The following is a 16,308-nucleotide window of genomic DNA, read 5'->3' on the forward strand; positions in this document are numbered from 1 at the left end:
TATGATGAAATCACCTACCTCCCAAGCGGTCAGCCGCAGCCGATGGTCCCAGCCGGCGCTGCGTCTTGCGCTGGTGCTGGGCGCGGGACTGGGCAGCCTGCCCGCTGTGCATGCGGCCGATCTGAGCTGGTCCGGCTTTGCCACTGCCGGCTATGCCATCTCCGATCGCAGCTATACCTACGAGCGCTATGTAGACCGTAGCGGCACCTTCCGGCGCGACAGTCTGGCCGGTGCCCAGCTGGTAGCAGAACTGGCACCACGCTGGAGCGCGACCGTGCAGGCCACCATGGCACCTTCCGTCAGCGACGACCAGCGCTGGGACACCAGACTGCAATGGGCATTTCTGTCCTACCGCCTGAGCAACGACACGCTGCTGCGCGCGGGCAAGCTGCGTATGCCCATGTATCTATTCTCGGAAAACATGCAGGTTGGTGCGTCCTACGATGTGATGCATCTGCCGACGGAAGTGTATTCGACTGCGCCCACCAATGACTACACGGGTTTTGCCTTCAGCCGCAACTGGTCGCTGGCTGCCGGCGAATTGGGGCTGGAAGCCTATGCAGGTCGCACCAGCCTGACGGCGCGCGCACAGCAGGGCGGCGCTTCGCCCGGCGAACTGCATACGCGCTCCGGCGGCGTGGTGCTGGCCTATCGCCACGAGGACGATGTGTGGCGCATGGGCTGGCAGCGTTCGCGCATCCGCGTTGATGGCATGGGGCAGGGCGCCGGTCCGCTCGAACCGCAGCAGGGCGGCAGCGACATCGCGCCCGGTGTGCCGCTGGGCGCCGATAGTGACGGCATCGATACCCGTGTAGCGCTGCTGGGCGCTGATCTGCATTTCGATAGTGGCCTGCGGGTAGTCAGTGAATACGCATGGCGCCACGCTGCCAATGCCGTAACACCGAAAAATTCTCAGGGCGCCTATCTGACCCTGCTGCGTCCCGTGGGCAAATGGACGCCGTATGTGACGCTGGCCCGGTTGCTGTCGGAGCGCGCAGCGCGCGTTGCGGAAGGCACGCGCGGCGGGGTGGACGACCAGCGCTCGCTGTCGCTGGGCAGCTCTTACAGCCTGAGTACCAATAGCAAGTTCAAGCTGGAATGGATGCAGGTGCATATCGGCACCAGCAGCAGCCTGATCGACCATAGCGCTGGCGCTGGCGTGGTCCAGCATCAGAACCTGAACGTGCTGTCGGCTTCCTACAGCGTGGCGTACTGATATGGACCAGCTCACAGCACTTAGCAAAGGGCGGCGCGGGCGCCGTCTGCTGGCAGCCATGGCGCTGGCTGCCGCTGCAGCACCGCTGGCGATGGCCGGCGTGGTGGTGATCGGCAATGGCAATCTGCCCCGGCTGGACGACGCGCAGGTGCAGAAAATCTATAGCGGCAAAGTGGTCGAGGTGGCCGGCGTGACGGTGGCAGCAGTGAATCTACGCAGCGGCAACACGGTGCGCGCCCACTTTCTGCAGACCTATCTGAATCAGGACGAGGAGAAATACACGGCCTACTGGACTGTGCGGCGCTATATCGGCAAAGGCACGCCGCCGCGCGAACTGGCCAGCGGCGCGGAGGTGGTGAACTTTGTCCAGACCACGCCGGGCGCGATAGGCTATGTGGAAGACGCCGATCTGAAACCGGGACTGAATATACTGCTGCGCAAATAGGCGCAGCCTGTAACCATGATGGAAGGGAGGCGCCCTTGGGTCAGCCGACAATACTGGTAGTCGATGATTTTGCCGTGATGCGCGATCTGGTGGTGCACCAGCTTAAGCTGCTGGGCATGACCGATGTGCATACGGCCAGCAATGGCGAGGACGCCCTGAAGCTGCTGGCGGGGCGCAGCTTTTCGCTGGTGCTGTCCGACTGGTCCATGCCGGGCATGAGCGGGCTGGGTCTGCTCAAACAGGTGCGCAGCAACCCTGCGCTGGCGCGCCTGCCTTTCATACTGGTGACGGCAGAGATCCAGCGCGAGAAAGTGGCAGCGGCCATCGAGGCCAAGGTCAGCGACTTTCTGCTCAAGCCGTTCCGGCCGGATGAACTGGAACGGCGCATTCAGGCAGCGCTAGGCGGCCAGCGTCTGGCACCGCCGGTAGCTGCGGCACCGGCGCCGGCCGCTCCGGCGCAGCGCCAGACCGTGCTGGTGGTGGACGATACGCCGGCCAATCTGACGCTGGTGGGTGGCCTGCTGCGCGACGATTATCAGGTCAAGCTGGCTGCACGCGGCGACAAGGCCTTGCAGCTGTGCGCCAGCAGTGCGCCCGATCTGGTGCTGCTGGACCTGATGATGCCGGAGATGGATGGCTTCGAAGTATGCCGCCGCCTCAAGGCTGATCCGGCTACCGCCCATATTCCCGTGATTTTCCTCACGGCTGTCAGTGATGCCAGCCGCACGGTGGAAGGGCTGGCTCTAGGCGCTGTCGATTACGTCAGCAAACCGATCGAACCGATGATCCTGAAGGCGCGCGTGGCCACGGCCTTGCGCACGGCGCGCGACCGCGAGAATCTGCGTGCGCAGTTCGATCTGGCGCTGGAGAATGCGCGTCTGCGCGAAGAGGTGGAACGCATCACCCGCCACGACCTGCATAATCCGCTGGCGGCGATTATCGGCATGAGCAGCGCCATGCTGCTGGAAGGGCCGCTGAACGAAACCCAGAACCGTCAGCTGGTGGCAATCGAACGCACGGCCAACGATATGCTGGACATGCTCAAGCTGTCGGCGCTGCTGCTGCGCATGGAGGCGGGCGACTATCGCCCCGAACCGCATCCGGTTGATCTGGCGGCGCTGCTGCAGCGGGTGGCCGACGAGAGTCGCGGCATCTGCGCGGGGCGGCATATCAGCATCGTGCTGGAACTGGGCGCAGCGCGCAGCGTGGCGGGCAACCAGCTGCTGCTGTACTCCATGCTGCACAATCTGGTGCGCAATGCCACCGAGGCCAGTACGGCGGGCGATACGGTGCGTATCACGCTGGCTGCCGATGGCGAGATCCGTATCCATAACCGCGCGGCCGTGCCGGAACCGATGCGGGAACGCTTTTTCGAAAAATATGCCACCTCCGGCAAGGAGAACGGCAGCGGTCTGGGGACGTATTCGGCGCGCCTGATTACCGAGGCCCACGGCGGCAGCATCGCCATGACCACCTCGGACGTGGACGGCACTACGCTGGCGATCGTACTGCCTGCAAAATGAATTCGCGCATGGCGGGCTGGCGGAAGAATTCCGTATGCCAGACTTCGCTCTGGCGCTTTTGCGGCGTGCCGAAGTCGAGCAGATGGTCGGCCGCCGGTACGGCTTCCGGCAGCAGCACGCTGTCGTAGGGGACGATCACATCGTTGTCGGCGGAGATCAGCAAATGATTGATCAGCGCGCCCGTCTGCTCCAGCGCCGAGCCGCCGTAGGCAAAATCGGCGCGGGCGTAGAAGACCTGTGCCGCTGCCAGCAGGCTGCTGCCGGTGGCTAGCTGGGCCTGTAGTGCCGACTGGCTGGCCAGTGCGGCGATGCTGGGCCGTTGTAGGCCTTGATTCAGCACCAGCCTTGCCAGTGCGATCACCAGATCCAGCCCCAGCGCGCCGCTGATGGTGGCCAGCATGGCGGCGATATTCAGAAAACTCTGCACGTCGGCCGGCTGGGCCAGTGGCGTGCCCTGATTGGCTGCAGCCACGAAAATGGCCTTGCCCACGCTGGCGATGCGGCCCTGACGGGCGCTGCGTACGGCGGCCAGCGTGCTGTCCTGCGTGGCCTCGGTCAGCAGGCTGCGCACCACCAGCCCGCCACGGCTGTGGCACAGCAGGTCGAGCTGCCATTGCCCGTCGGCTGGCAGCAGTTGCAGCAGATCGAGCGCATTCTGCTGCGGCGTCTTGGCGATGGTCCAGTGGTCATAGCCGTACACCTGGCCCTGATAGTGTTCGACCAGTGTGGCCAGCGTGCCATCGCGCTCCAGTTCGCAGAATGCGCCTTCGCTGCTGCTGCAGATGCCATGTACCATCAGCAGCACTTTGCGGCCGCGCGCACCGGCCAGATCCTGCGCCGTGGCAGGCTGCTGCCAGCTGGCTCCCAGCTTGAGCAGGCGTTCCGGCTTGCTGTGGCTTTCCATGGTATCTATCATGCCCTGCGTGATTTCTTCGCGCACGCGCAGGGCGGCATGCACCAGCCAGTCCATGGCGGAAGCGGGCGCGCTATCGAGCTGGGGCGCACGATGGCCGGGAAAGATGAACTGGATGCAGCCGGTATCCTTGTTGCGCACGATATTGAGGTTGCCATCAGCGATCTGGGCCGCGCTGAGCGGCATGCTGACGGCGGCCAGCGTCAGCGGCGGACGCACGATGTCGCGTGCCGCATCGTTCAGCGCGCGCTGCAGCTGCTCCTGCTTGGTAAGATTCATGGCGCTCTCCCGCGCTGCGGTGGTAGCGCCAGTCTAAGCGTTTTTAAGGACTTGCTGCGCCGGATTGCATCAATATCGCCTGTACCAGCTGCTCGGTGCTGTGGCGGATGTCCAGCACCAGTCCGGCCTCGTCCGCTTCCAGCGGCTGCAGGGCGGCCAGCTGGCTGGCTAGCAGGCTGGGCGGCATGAAATGGGCGTTGCGGCCGGCCATGCGCTGGGCCAGCAGTGCCGCTTCGCCATGCAGGTGGGCAAAGCGTAGCGCAGGATCGGCCTGACGCAGGCGGTCGCGGTAAGCGCGCTTGAGTGCCGAGCAGGACAGCACGTAGCCGCCGTGCTGCTGGCGAACACGGCGGATTTCGTCGCCCAGTGCCTCCAGCCAGTCGGCACGGTCGGCGTCGCTGAGGGCGATGCCGGAACTCATGCGGGCGATATTGGCCGGCGAATGGAAGGCGTCGCCTTCGATGAAAGGGCATTGCAGCGCTTGCGCCAGTTGCTGGCCGACGGACGACTTGCCGCTGCCACTGACGCCCATGACTACCCAGCTGCTGGCGACAGACTGGTTCATGCGCTCTCGCGCGCCATCAGCGTGAAGCCGAGGTCGATGTGACGGGCCGGCGGCGTTTCGCCTTTGATGAGCGAGCGCAGCAAGGTTGCCGCTTCGAAGCCGATGCGGTAGCGTGGCGTGCTGATGGTGGTCAGGGTGGGGTTCATCCACGCCGAGGCGGGCAGGTCGTTGAAGCCGCAGATGGCCAGCTGGTCGGGGATGCTCAGGTGACGCCGCTGGGCCTGGAACACGGCACCCTGGGCCAGATCGTCGTTGCAGCAGAAGATGGCGTCGCAATCGGGCGATTGTTCCAGCATGCGGTCCAGCAGGGCCGCACCTAGGGCGATGGTGGAGGGCTGCGCTACCATCACTTCCAGTTCCGGCGCGGCCAGTCCCGCCTCCTGCATGGCCTGACGGTAGCCGTCGGCCCGGCGCAGCGTGCGCTCGTCCAGCTGGGCGCCCATGAAACCGATGCGGCGGTAGCCACGGCTGATCAGGTAGCGCGTCATGGTCTGGCCGGCGGCAAACTGGGAGAAGCCGACCGATGGCTGTTCGCTGGCACCGGCCAGATCCATCATGGAAACCAGCGGCATTGGGCTGCCTGCCAGCAGCTGCTGCACGCGCGGGCAAGGGCTCAGGCCCGTCAGCAGCATGCCATCGGGGGCCGATTGCAGATAGGTGGCGATCAGCTTCTCTTCTTCGCGTTCGGAATAGCGGGTGTTGCCGATCAGGATCTGGTAATCGTCGCCTTCCAGTGCGTCTTCGATGCCGGCCAGCACTTCGGTGAACACGGCGTTCGACAGCGACGGCACCAGTACCGCGATGACTTTGGACTGGGACGAGGCGAGGGCGCGGGCGGCGCGGTTGGGCACATAACCGAGTTCGGCGACGGATTGCAGTACACGGTCGCGCAGGGGCTGCGAAACCAGGCCGGGCTGGGTCAGCGCACGGGAGGCCGTCATGGTGGCAACCCCGGCGTGCCGTGCAACCATGGCCAAGGTGATACGTCCGCTGGCGCGGCCCTTGTTAAAGCTAGGCTTGAGCATGTCAGGTTGCGAAGAAAAAGTATCGCGACATGATACGGCAGCTTGCCCCATTTGCAACAGGGGCTATTTGCAATTGGCCAACACTTTACGGTTGTTTTTTTCCTGTTCGACCCGCTCCGCGTCTGTCATGAAGGAACGTTCGCCGTTTTTATCGTAAGTTGCGATGCGGATGCCGTCGTTCAGCGCTTGTTGATTCTTTCTGGCAATTTCACAGTTGGCGGCGATGGCGGCCCGCTGGCGTGCTTCGTCAGCCGCCTTGCCGGCCGCCTGCCGGGCTTCCGTCTGGCGCCGGTTGAATTCGGCATTGCGCTCGGCCAGCGTGGGCGTGCTGGCCTGCGCCGGAGCCGCTTCCTCGGCCGGGGCAGCGTCGGGATTGAAGCTGGTTTTGCCCGGTGCCTTGAGGATGCGCTTGTCCGGTATATTCGGTGGTGGCGGCCGGTCCGAGAGCTGCTTGACGCCTTTTTCGTCCAGCCACATGTACTGAGCAGATGCCGGCAATGCGCCCCCGAGCAGACACAGGCCGCCCAGTACTGCAAGCGCTTGATGGCGCCATGGGATGGAGGTTTGGATCATTATTTTCATGGTGATGTCAGAAATCCAGCGTTAGATTGCCTTGTTTGTCAGCGGCTTGCTGCGTCGGTGCGGTCTTGGCCCGCGTTGCCAGCGGTTCCGGCCATGCGCGTAGCTGATCAGCCGGATAGGGCTGCACGAAGCTGCGCGCGTACTCGGGATTGCGGCAGTCCAGCCATTCGTCCCATTCTGCCTGCGGGATCAATATGAGTGCCCGTTTTTCCTCGCCGGGACGGTGGAAGCGGCGCATCAGCGGGTGATCATCGGCGTTCATGGTCAGCTGAGTGAAGGAATGCTGCAGGCCGGCTTCTGTTTGCCAGGCGCGCCACAGGCCGGCAGCCGCCAGCAGGCCGCCATCGGCCGCGCCTATGCCCCAGCGCACGGCTTTGCCCGATTCATAGTTGGGCTCGTAAAAGGCCGTCATGGGCACCAGACAAAGCTGGCTATGCTGCCATGCGGCAGAGAACGAGCGCAACTGGCCCACCGTTTCGATGCGGGCATTCATGGTGTCGAAGGGCCGCACGCCGGCCGGAATGCGCTCACGCGGCACCATGCCGTAGCTGGCCAGCAGGCCTTCATGCTGCCCGCCGGCGCCGCGCCGGACGATGGGGGCAGGGTAGTCCTTCCATGTTTCACCACGCCAGAACCCGCTGTCATGCAAGTCGATCACTACGCCCATGACGGCTTCCAGCAGGGCAGGATCGGGCGGTCGGAAATTCACGCACATACGGCTTACCTTATACGGTGAAGAAGGCTAATGATAGCGCTTTCGCAGCAAGGTGCGAGGAAGTTGCAGACAGAATGCGCCATTTTCTGTATAATCTGCTTTTGCGCCTATAGGAAATGCTATGCGTCTACTCCAAAAAGCACTCACGTTCGATGACGTGCTGCTCGTCCCCGCGTATTCGAATGTTCTGCCTGCCGATACGTCTCTCAAAACCCGTCTGACCCGTAATATCAGTCTGAATATCCCGCTGCTGTCGGCTGCGATGGATACGGTGACCGAAGCCCGTCTGGCCATCGCGATGGCACAGGAAGGCGGCATCGGTATCATCCACAAGAACCTGAGCCCCAAGGATCAGGCGCGCGAAGTAGCTCGCGTCAAGCGTTTTGAAGCCGGTGTGCTGCGTGACCCGATCACGATTCCGCCGACCATGAAAATCCGCGACGTGATTCAGCTGACCGAGCAGTATGGCATTTCCGGTTTCCCTGTGGTGGAAGGCAAGGAAGTGGTCGGCATCATCACCAACCGCGACCTGCGTTTCGAACGCGAACTGGACGCTGAAGTACGCGCCAAGATGACCCCGCGCGACAAGCTGGTGTACGTGAAGGAAGGCGCCGAGGGCGCAGACCGCGACGAAGCCAAGCGCCTGATGAACAAGCACCGTCTGGAACGCGTGCTGGTGGTGAACGATGCCTTCGAACTGCGCGGCCTGATCACCGTGAAAGACATCCAGAAATCGACCTCGCACCCGATGGCCTCGAAAGACTCGCAGGGCAAGCTGCTGGTTGGCGCTGCCGTCGGTGTCGGTGCCAAGGATGAAGAGCGGATCGAACTGCTGGTCGCTGCCGGTGTGGACGTGCTGGTGGTGGATACCGCCCACGGTCACTCGCAAGGCATTCTGGACCGCGTAAAATGGATCAAGACCAAGTTCCCGCAAGTGGACGTCATCGGCGGCAATATCGCTACCGCTGCTGCTGCCAAAGCTCTGGTAGAACATGGCGCTGACGCAGTCAAGGTCGGTATCGGTCCCGGCTCGATCTGCACCACCCGTATCGTCGCTGGCGTAGGCGTACCGCAGATCACCGCCATCTCCAACGTGGCCGAAGCGCTGGAAGGCACGGGCGTACCTTGTATCGCTGACGGCGGCATCCGCTACTCGGGCGATATCTCGAAAGCGCTGGCAGCCGGTGCATCGACCGTGATGATGGGCTCCATGTTTGCCGGTACCGAAGAAGCACCGGGCGAAGTGATCCTGTATCAGGGCCGTTCCTACAAGTCCTACCGTGGCATGGGTTCGCTGGGCGCGATGTCCGATGGTTCGGCCGACCGCTATTTCCAGGACGCTGCCATGAAGGCCGACAAGTTCGTGCCGGAAGGTATCGAAGGCCGCGTTGCCTACAAGGGTAGTGTGCTGGCCATCATCTTCCAGCTGGTGGGCGGCGTGCGCCAGTCCATGGGCTACTGCGGTTGCGCGACTATCGAAGAATTGCGTAACAAGGCCGAATTCGTCGAGATCACCTCGGCCGGCATGCGCGAATCGCACGTACACGATGTACAAATCACCAAGGAAGCGCCGAACTACCGTTCGGGCGACTAAGCTCCTTGCAACGCCGGCCGTGTGGCCGGCGTTTTTCTATTGTTGACCTCTTCTGCACATATCCATGCACTCTAAAATCCTCATTCTCGATTTCGGCTCCCAGGTAACCCAGCTGATCGCACGCCGCGTGCGCGATGCCGGCGTGTTCTCGGAAGTCTACCCCTACGACGTTAGCGACGAATTCGTCCGCAACTATGGCGCCGCCGGTGTGATCCTGTCGGGCAGCCACAGCTCCACGCTGGAAGGCGACGCGCCACGCGCGCCGGACGCCGTGTTCGAACTGGGCGTGCCAGTGCTGGGTATCTGCTACGGCATGCAGACCATGGCAGCCCAGCTGGGCGGCAAAGTGGAAAACGGCAAGGTACGCGAGTTCGGCTACGCCGAAGTGCGCGCGCGCAGCCACACCAAGCTGCTGGACGGCATCAACGACTTCGTCACCGACGAAGGCCACGGCATGCTGAAAGTCTGGATGAGCCACGGCGACAAAGTGCTGGAAATGCCACCGGGTTTCGTATTGATGGGGAATACCCCGAGCTGTCCGATTGCCGCGATGGCGAACGAAGAGAAGCGCTTCTACGGCGTGCAGTGGCACCCGGAAGTCACCCACACGGTGCAGGGCAAGGCCATGCTGGGCCGCTTTGTACACGAAATCTGCGGCTGCAAATCGGACTGGAACATGCCTGATTACATCAGCGAAGCGGTCGAGAAAATCCGCGCGCAAGTGGGCAAGGATGAAGTGATCCTGGGTCTGTCGGGCGGCGTGGATTCGTCCGTTGCTGCCGCGCTGATCCACCGCGCCATCGGCGATCAGCTGACCTGCGTCTTCGTCGATCATGGCCTGCTGCGCCTCGACGAAGGCAAGATGGTGATGGATATGTTCTCCAAAAACCTCGGCGTGAAAGTGATCCGCGTCGATGCCGAAGCCCAGTTCATGGGCCATCTGGCCGGTGTGGCTGATCCCGAGCAGAAGCGCAAGATCATCGGCCGCGAGTTCGTCGAAGTGTTCAATGCCGAATCGGGCAAGCTGACCAGCGCCAAATGGCTGGCTCAGGGTACCATCTATCCGGACGTAATCGAGTCCGCAGGCAAGGGCAAAAAAGGCCAGACCATCAAGAGCCACCACAACGTGGGCGGCCTGCCCGAGCACATGAAGCTGCAGCTGCTGGAACCGCTGCGCGAACTGTTCAAGGATGAAGTGCGCAAGCTCGGTGTGGCGCTGGGTCTGCCGCATGACATGGTGTACCGTCATCCATTCCCTGGCCCTGGCCTCGGTGTGCGTATCCTTGGCGAAGTGAAGAAGGAATATGCCGACCTGCTGCGTCAGGCCGATGCCATCTTCATCGAAGAGCTGCGCAATACGCCGTACGAAGCCGTAGTAGTGCCGGGCTTCGATCAGGACAGCGTACCAGCCAACTGGTACGAAGCCACCAGCCAGGCATTCGCCGTGTTCCTGCCGGTGAAATCGGTAGGCGTGATGGGCGACGGCCGTACCTATGAATACGTGGTGGCGCTGCGTGCGGTACAGACGCAGGACTTCATGACGGCACACTGGGCGCACCTGCCGCACGCGCTGCTGGGCAAGGTATCGAACCGCATCATCAACGAAGTACGCGGCATCAACCGTGTGGTCTACGATATCAGTGGCAAACCGCCAGCGACCATCGAGTGGGAATGAGGTTGTTTTCTAATGCCTTGATTGTGTAGGGCTAGTCGCATGCCATTGATGATCTTCACTGCATCGTCAATGGCATTTTTCATGGCACGGCGCAAATGCCCGTGCGAGCCAGAAGCCTATGCCATTTTCGCGGCAAAGCTGATGCCATGGTGGCGCGCGAACTGTGAATAGTTGCGCATGCTATCGAAGCTCTCGCAGCGCCCATTCCGCTTCGGCGACCACCTGTGGATGCGTATCGCTTAGTGTGTTTTCCAGGGCCGAGATACTTGATTTCTCCCCTAAGTCCCCCAGCGCGTGCGCCGCACGGGCGCGTACGCTGGAACTCTCATCCTTGAGCATGGCCAGCATCGGTAATCGCCAGCGACTCTCTGCGAAATCACCCAGCGCGGCCACCGCTTCGCCACGTACAGCGGCATCGTGGTCGACCAAGGCTGCAGCCACGGCAGGAATTGTTTCCGGGAATCGAAGTTCACTTAGCCCCCATACCGCGAGCCGCCGAACTACCGGATCAGCGTCCCGCATTGCCAGCAAGAGTGCCGGGATAGCGGCTCTCTGTCGAAACGAAACACCACCTTCTGCATGCCGCTGAGCGAAATCGCGCGCGCGCATTGCTTTCGCAAGCTGGCTGAAATTGGGATTGCCCAGCTCTTCGAGAAGTTGTTCGGCTTGCTTATCCCCTGCACGTGGTGCAGCAAACATAGTGTCCGGCCAGACTACATGTTCGCCACGGACCACAAGGCTGCCAAGCACTGTGATGATCAGTGCTGTCAGGCATGATCCAAGGATCCATTGCCCGGTGCTCACGCGCTCACGGTCACGATCTGTTTCAAGCAACGCAACTATCCGGTCAACAAATGGTTTGCCGCTACCGGCGAGACTATTGGCCGCTTTGCTCGCGCCAAACGCCCGTTGCGAAACAGACACCAAAGTCTCTGCATACGTCGATGGGGTAACGCCCGCTGCGAGTGTGGCATCGTCGGCGGCGCATTCCGTTTCATACGCTAGTTTCTTCAGCAGCAGGTGCATCAGCGGATGCCACCAGTACAGGGCGACGAGTAATTTGGCGCCTATCATGCCGGGCCAGTCGTGATGGGCAATATGGCCGAGCTCATGGGCAAGGATGGTTTCAGGCTGCGTGCCCAACAGACTTCTTCGATCAAGCAGGACGATTGGCCGCACCAGCCCCCAGCTGATTGGCGCGTTAATCTTGTCACTAAGGTGTAGCGCAATATCCCTGGTGATGCCGAATTGTCCGCGCAGGCGGGCCAGTTCGGTGCGCCATTTTTCCGATTCAACCGGGATAGATTTGCGCGACAGGATACTTAGCCTGAGCAAACCCAGGAATAGCGGTGCCAGGAAGAGCGAGACACCGGCGATGTAGACGGCAATGAGGTAGCGGCCGAGGTCAGCGGCACGGTCAACCATGGCTTGGGCCGTATCCTGATTGGGAACGACGGCCAGCCATTCTAGCCTTGGCAATTCAAGTGGCGGATCGAGCAAGGCCGTCCAGGCATGTGGCAAACGCAGCGCTGGGGTTGGCAGTTGCGTCCAGAGCAAGGGCGTCAAAAGGAGCGCGACCATACCGCAACGCGCAGCAAAGACACGTTGCGCGGCGGATGCCTTGGCCAGGTAATGCAAGGCCACAAACACCAGAAGGACAGTCACGCTATGCTTTAGCAGCAGAGTGACCAGATCAAGTCCCGCCACTAGCGCCCCTCTTTACGGGCTTTGGCTATCATTGCCTCAAGAGCGTCGAGGTCAGCCTTGCTCAGGTCTTCGGCCAAACCGAGCAGCGCTGTTGCAGCGCTGGCGGTCGAATTGTCGAAAAATGTCCCGACCAGCTTTTTCAACGCGGAATTGCGCACTACCTGCTTAGGCGTTACGGCGCTATATAAATAGCGCTGGCCTTCGGTACGATGCCGCAGAATGCCTTTTTCCTCCAGCCGTGCCAGCATTGCACGGATGGCGGAATTGGTCAGTTCGACCTCCAGTTTTTCCTGAATCTGCGTGGCCGTAGCTTCCTGTAGAAAATATATCGCTTCGACGACCTGACGCTCCCTCAGCGGAAGATCCTCCAGTGTCAGGTGTGGCTGGTCGTCCGATTTTTTCATGTTCATTGCTCCGCTTTTTCAGCTTTTCCAAGATTTTCCCGATAGCCTGCCAGGGCTCGCTCGCTAGCCGCCGCCTGTGTCCCTAGTGCTAGCGCACGTTGAAACTCCAATTTGGATTCGCGATAGCGCTTCAGGGCGTACAGCGCTTCACCATAACTGTCCGCCGCATTATGTGATTGAGGGTAGGCTCGGGAATTGTATTGCAGGACCAGCCCCGCCAGTGCTACTTGCTTGCGCTTCGTTAAAAGCTCAAAGCCAAGGTTGTTGACATCTGCTTCATTAAACTGGCTATCGCGAATTGCACTGGAGACTATGTTGGTCGCCATGTCGGCTTTGTTTTGGTCGAGCAGGGATTGCGCCTTGTCGAATTCGCCGAGTATGGCTTTACGTGTCCGTTCATAGGCCATGCGCTTCATGTTGTTGTTAGCACTGGTAAGCACTTGTTCCACCGCATGGACGACCAGCTCCGGCTCTTGCAACTGAATAGTATGACCGCTGTTTGAGGTAACCAGATGGGCGCCATTGCTAAACTGCGCAAAAAATGCCTGGTGGCGAGAGCGCTTGAGCTGTACGGCGACTGGCGTTTCCTGGAAAAAGTCAGATCCTTCACGGGCGCGCACCGACGTCAAGACGTAGGTCGGAACATCTGGCAGCGGTGCCGTGATGGGGAGTTTTCCAGCGTCGAGTAGCTGCTGAATCATCTCCAGGTCGCCATGCCATTTTGCCGGGATGGCAGCAAGCAGCGCTTGCCGGTCTTGGAGCACGCGCGCTGCATTGATCTGTTTGAGGGCGCTTTCCATGCCTTCGTCGGCCGGGTCGACAAATACCATCCCGGCGATCAGCCCGGGATGGCGGGACGCGAATGCACGAATCAAGAAGCTACCGTATGAATGCCCTACAAGAATATAGGGCGGCTTGGCTTGCGACTGCTCCAGTAACTTTTCAAGTTCGAGCGTGTCTTGGTCAAACGTATGCACCTGTGCCGGAGCCGGAGATTTCCCCATGCCAGCTCGGGAGTAGAGGAAGACCTGTGCCTTCTTTGCTACTTCCGGGGCAACACGGCGCCAGACGCTCAGATCGCTGGCGAAACCGGCTTCAAAAACGACGGTTATCGGACCATGGCCTGCCTGGACCACATGGAGTTTTTGCTGCTCCAGATCGACCAGGCCATCAAAGTCTGTCGCGCTGGCGCAGTAGCCTGCGCAGAAGAGAACAAGGAAGAGCAATGCTTGCTTGATGCCAGAAGCCATGATTGAGATCCTAGAGGTTGTGCTACAGGAGTAGCATGTCACACTTGTAGGATCTCGGTCAAGTGTTTTTGCCTGTCGGGTAATGACGTAGCTGAGCGCTTCTACCTTTACCCAACTCTAAAAATGGCAGCTTACAGGGCGCAAATCAATGCATGGGTTATCCTGCCTTGCACCTGTCGCTTGAGAAAATCGATGGGATGGGGACAGTGTTTTCCGAGGTAGGGCTTCTGCAGTCTTTCGCCAAGAAATCAAGTTCAATGCAGTACATCTTTCCGTCCCTACTGACTAAGATGACTTCGGAGCCCGTGATCTTCAGGGGCTTTTTATTTGTTTTGTGGAGTATGGGGCGAAGCACTGGGTTGTCACAGCCTAAGGTCTGGATGATTTGCTCGTCTGGCCCGGGGCCTCATTACGATTACCGCATTACTGAGGATATTTCTTTGCGATAGAGGCGAAAGTGCCGTCCTCATGCATTGCTGCGATGGTGGCGTCGAATTGCCGGATAAATTCAGGCGTAATCGTCTGCCGGCTGAACATGATGTAGCTGGGCGCTGTATCCAGTACTGGCCCGCTGACGACCACGTCGTTTTCTGCGTTAAGTTGTCTGAGCAAGGCCAAGCCTACTATCCGGCTGCAGATGACAGCATCGGTTCTCTGCGCCAGTAGTTTTAGAAAGTTACCCTTGTGGCTGTTGGCGATATCAAGTTTCTTGAAGAGTCCAGCCTGTAGCGCCGCATCGAACACTGGGCCGTAATAGGCTCGATTCAGGATGCCCAGCGAGATATTTTCGAGTGAGGTAATGTCGCCGTCGAACACGATCTTGGAATTCTTCCGCACAAAAATCACATAGTCCTGCGATAGCAGTGGACGGGTCGAAAAGAGGAAGCGGGCCTCCCGTTCCGGATTTTTCTTGATCGTGAAAATACCGTCTGCCTGCCCTGATTCCAGCATTGCGAGTCCACGGGCCAAGGGATAGAACACTATCCGCATCGGCACTTTCATACGCTGGAACGCTTCGCTGACGATATCAACCGCCATTCCGCTGGCCGGCCGCTGCGCGGATGCCGCTTCCATAAGCGGCGGATAGTCAAAGCTCACGAGCGTCAGCTCTTTCTGTTGCGCGTAAGCCGCTCGGCAAAAGACACTGAGCACCAGCATGAACAGCAATAGTCTCATCCGCATGTGAATTCCACCTTCCATCGGAGAACTTCTTTGATATCAGAATGATATGTTGACAATATCACTACTGGTTCAAAATCGAAAGCGACTGTTGTTAAAGATCTGCCAGGTCGCCACATTTGCTAGCGCAGCGGTAATGATGTTTTCAGACTGCCCTGCGGGGAGCAGCACCTTACCGGCGATCGGGATGGCGGCGCAGTAGCTACTTGCCGCAACGGGGAGAAGAAGAGCAGCCGCTTATGCCCGCAAGTCAATTTTGCGCCCGTTTGGAGCATCACAGACGCGCAATCCATTCTCCATCAAATATCCATAGTTCGAGACGACAATCGCCTTATTGTGTGTGCCGGAACCTTGTGTGTTGCGCTTCAGGTCAGCATGAACATCAATTCGAACCAGACTCCGAGTCCGAACATGAGATTACCCCATGCGATGGTTGTCGCGCTGCCATTCCTGCTTGGCGGATGTGTGAACACCTCGAGCTATCCCGATTTCAATGCCAAGCTGGATATGGCAGTCGGTAAAACCAACGAGCAAGTCGCATTGCCACTGGATATGCCACTGAAAAGCGCCTCGCGCGATGATTTTGTGATCGTCGAGTACTCCTACCTGCGTCCGGTCTATTGTCGCTGGCAGTTCTACTATGACGGGAGCGGACACATCGTGAAATGGTCCTATCCCGATGACCTTGCCAGACGTGAATGCAACACTCTGGCATTCCACATTCGATAGGGCGCACGCGGCGACCTGAGCCGCCCTTGCATTCCGCAGCGGATGGCGCTGCCTGGGCCTCTCCATCGATTCTCCACCTTGGCATCGCTGAGTCTCGATCTTGCAGCAATACATTACAGCCAACTGCAAGCCGCTATAGGCCGGCGCAGCGCTTATCACTGCTGGATCGAATCCGCGCACGATGCCTCGGGTCAGCGCATTCTGGTGGACCTGACATTTCGCCACAACCGCATGTTTGCGGAGGAAAATGGCTATCGCTGGAGTGCCAGGCACCCGCCGGATTTTCTCTGGGGGCCGATGGCAGACTATGTGCTCACTGCGAGTTTCGATGCGCTGCCGGCCACTTTCCCCGAGGGGAAAGTCTGGTACTCCGAATCGGTGCACGGTGAACTGTGGATGCTGGGGCAGCTCACCTTGCACGAAAATGCCATCGTGATGTTGACGCGCGAAGTGCTAAGGCTGTACGTCGAGCGTGGCGGCGTGCTGGCGTCAGCGGCGCAGAATTAA

General features: G+C 60.3%; 16 protein-coding genes. 7 read left to right on the plus strand and 9 right to left on the minus strand.

Annotation, left to right across the window (positions count from 1 at the left end; translation table 11 throughout):
• Nucleotide 1 precedes the first annotated feature (1 nt).
• The 3 genes from GTP23_RS11045 to GTP23_RS11055 are packed head-to-tail and all read left to right on the plus strand — an operon-like array spanning nucleotide 2 to nucleotide 3,184.
• Complete coding sequence (locus GTP23_RS11045) at nucleotides 2–1,216, plus strand: hypothetical protein (RefSeq protein WP_161035173.1); 1,215 nt, start codon at nucleotides 2–4, stop codon at nucleotides 1,214–1,216.
• 1 nt (nucleotide 1,217) lies between these two features.
• The gene (locus tag GTP23_RS11050; RefSeq protein ID WP_202412130.1) at nucleotides 1,218–1,661 is read left to right on the plus strand and encodes a hypothetical protein; all 444 of its coding nucleotides are present in this window, start codon (nucleotides 1,218–1,220) and stop codon (nucleotides 1,659–1,661) included.
• 35 nt (nucleotides 1,662–1,696) lie between these two features.
• Nucleotides 1,697–3,184 (plus strand): response regulator, encoded by a 1,488-nt coding sequence (locus tag GTP23_RS11055; protein ID WP_161035174.1) that lies wholly within the window; start codon nucleotides 1,697–1,699, stop codon nucleotides 3,182–3,184.
• On the opposite strand, the gene GTP23_RS11060 is transcribed toward GTP23_RS11055, so the two are convergent.
• From GTP23_RS11060 to GTP23_RS11080, 5 genes are all read right to left on the minus strand, one after another.
• Complete coding sequence (locus tag GTP23_RS11060) at nucleotides 3,153–4,376, minus strand: esterase/lipase family protein (protein ID WP_161035175.1); 1,224 nt, start codon at nucleotides 4,374–4,376, stop codon at nucleotides 3,153–3,155. The genes GTP23_RS11055 and GTP23_RS11060 overlap by 32 nt on opposite strands.
• A 43-nt stretch (nucleotides 4,377–4,419) precedes the next feature.
• The gene (locus GTP23_RS11065) at nucleotides 4,420–4,941 is read right to left on the minus strand and encodes a gluconokinase (protein WP_229256048.1); all 522 of its coding nucleotides are present in this window, start codon (nucleotides 4,939–4,941) and stop codon (nucleotides 4,420–4,422) included.
• Nucleotides 4,938–5,966 (minus strand): HTH-type transcriptional regulator GntR, encoded by a 1,029-nt coding sequence (gntR, locus tag GTP23_RS11070; protein ID WP_161035176.1) that lies wholly within the window; start codon nucleotides 5,964–5,966, stop codon nucleotides 4,938–4,940. The genes GTP23_RS11065 and gntR overlap by 4 nt, the downstream gene beginning before the upstream one ends.
• A gap of 63 nt (nucleotides 5,967–6,029) precedes the next feature.
• Complete coding sequence (locus tag GTP23_RS11075; protein ID WP_229256049.1) at nucleotides 6,030–6,548, minus strand: DUF4124 domain-containing protein; 519 nt, start codon at nucleotides 6,546–6,548, stop codon at nucleotides 6,030–6,032.
• Between the two features lie 7 nt (nucleotides 6,549–6,555).
• Nucleotides 6,556–7,263: an SOS response-associated peptidase family protein gene (locus GTP23_RS11080; protein WP_161035177.1), complete on the minus strand. Its 708-nt coding sequence runs from the start codon at nucleotides 7,261–7,263 to the stop codon at nucleotides 6,556–6,558.
• Between the two features lie 121 nt (nucleotides 7,264–7,384).
• On the opposite strand from GTP23_RS11080, the gene guaB reads away from it, so the two are divergent.
• Both guaB and guaA read left to right on the plus strand, forming a co-directional pair.
• Nucleotides 7,385–8,857, plus strand: a complete 1,473-nt coding sequence (guaB, locus tag GTP23_RS11085; protein WP_155435324.1) for an IMP dehydrogenase — start codon at nucleotides 7,385–7,387, stop codon at nucleotides 8,855–8,857.
• Between the two features lie 64 nt (nucleotides 8,858–8,921).
• Nucleotides 8,922–10,532: a glutamine-hydrolyzing GMP synthase gene (gene guaA / locus GTP23_RS11090; protein WP_155435325.1), complete on the plus strand. Its 1,611-nt coding sequence runs from the start codon at nucleotides 8,922–8,924 to the stop codon at nucleotides 10,530–10,532.
• A gap of 180 nt (nucleotides 10,533–10,712) precedes the next feature.
• Here guaA and GTP23_RS11095 read toward each other — a convergent pair whose 3' ends face one another.
• The 4 genes from GTP23_RS11095 to GTP23_RS11110 form a co-directional block, all read right to left on the minus strand.
• A complete protein-coding gene (locus GTP23_RS11095; protein WP_161035178.1) occupies nucleotides 10,713–12,197 on the minus strand; it encodes a M56 family metallopeptidase in 1,485 nt (494 codons plus the stop codon).
• Nucleotides 12,198–12,238: 41 nt separating this feature from the next.
• Nucleotides 12,239–12,643 carry a BlaI/MecI/CopY family transcriptional regulator gene (locus GTP23_RS11100; RefSeq protein WP_161035179.1) on the minus strand — a complete coding sequence of 135 codons (405 nt, stop codon included), beginning with the start codon at nucleotides 12,641–12,643 and terminating at the stop codon, nucleotides 12,239–12,241.
• Between the two features lie 2 nt (nucleotides 12,644–12,645).
• The gene (locus GTP23_RS11105; RefSeq protein ID WP_161035180.1) at nucleotides 12,646–13,893 is read right to left on the minus strand and encodes an alpha/beta fold hydrolase; all 1,248 of its coding nucleotides are present in this window, start codon (nucleotides 13,891–13,893) and stop codon (nucleotides 12,646–12,648) included.
• 423 nt (nucleotides 13,894–14,316) lie between these two features.
• A complete protein-coding gene (locus tag GTP23_RS11110) occupies nucleotides 14,317–15,051 on the minus strand; it encodes a substrate-binding periplasmic protein (RefSeq protein ID WP_229256084.1) in 735 nt (244 codons plus the stop codon).
• 396 nt (nucleotides 15,052–15,447) lie between these two features.
• On the opposite strand from GTP23_RS11110, the gene GTP23_RS11115 reads away from it, so the two are divergent.
• Nucleotides 15,448–15,801 carry a hypothetical protein gene (locus GTP23_RS11115; RefSeq protein WP_161035182.1) on the plus strand — a complete coding sequence of 118 codons (354 nt, stop codon included), beginning with the start codon at nucleotides 15,448–15,450 and terminating at the stop codon, nucleotides 15,799–15,801.
• A gap of 78 nt (nucleotides 15,802–15,879) precedes the next feature.
• Nucleotides 15,880–16,308, plus strand: coding sequence for a hypothetical protein (locus tag GTP23_RS11120; RefSeq protein WP_161035183.1), 429 nt, complete (start codon nucleotides 15,880–15,882; stop codon nucleotides 16,306–16,308).

The sequence above is a fragment of the Duganella fentianensis genome, assembly GCF_009857835.1.
Lineage (GTDB): Bacteria > Pseudomonadota > Gammaproteobacteria > Burkholderiales > Burkholderiaceae_D > Rugamonas > Rugamonas fentianensis.

Excerpts from the sequence above, each read along its gene's own strand:
- GTP23_RS11075 (WP_229256049.1), bottom strand. The coding sequence starts at position 6,548 with ATGAAAATAATGATCCAAACCTCCATCCCATGGCGCCATCAAGCGCTT.
- GTP23_RS11060 (WP_161035175.1), bottom strand. The coding sequence starts at position 4,376 with ATGAATCTTACCAAGCAGGAGCAGCTGCAGCGCGCGCTGAACGATGCG.
- GTP23_RS11110 (WP_229256084.1), bottom strand. The coding sequence starts at position 15,051 with ATGCTGGTGCTCAGTGTCTTTTGCCGAGCGGCTTACGCGCAACAGAAA.
- GTP23_RS11045 (WP_161035173.1), top strand. The coding sequence starts at position 2 with ATGATGAAATCACCTACCTCCCAAGCGGTCAGCCGCAGCCGATGGTCC.
- guaA (WP_155435325.1), top strand. The coding sequence starts at position 8,922 with ATGCACTCTAAAATCCTCATTCTCGATTTCGGCTCCCAGGTAACCCAG.
- guaB (WP_155435324.1), top strand. The coding sequence starts at position 7,385 with ATGCGTCTACTCCAAAAAGCACTCACGTTCGATGACGTGCTGCTCGTC.
- GTP23_RS11115 (WP_161035182.1), top strand. The coding sequence starts at position 15,448 with ATGAACATCAATTCGAACCAGACTCCGAGTCCGAACATGAGATTACCC.
- gntR (WP_161035176.1), bottom strand. The coding sequence starts at position 5,966 with ATGCTCAAGCCTAGCTTTAACAAGGGCCGCGCCAGCGGACGTATCACC.
- GTP23_RS11080 (WP_161035177.1), bottom strand. The coding sequence starts at position 7,263 with ATGTGCGTGAATTTCCGACCGCCCGATCCTGCCCTGCTGGAAGCCGTC.
- GTP23_RS11105 (WP_161035180.1), bottom strand. The coding sequence starts at position 13,893 with ATGGCTTCTGGCATCAAGCAAGCATTGCTCTTCCTTGTTCTCTTCTGC.
- GTP23_RS11065 (WP_229256048.1), bottom strand. The coding sequence starts at position 4,941 with ATGAACCAGTCTGTCGCCAGCAGCTGGGTAGTCATGGGCGTCAGTGGC.
- GTP23_RS11050 (WP_202412130.1), top strand. The coding sequence starts at position 1,218 with ATGGACCAGCTCACAGCACTTAGCAAAGGGCGGCGCGGGCGCCGTCTG.
- GTP23_RS11100 (WP_161035179.1), bottom strand. The coding sequence starts at position 12,643 with ATGAAAAAATCGGACGACCAGCCACACCTGACACTGGAGGATCTTCCG.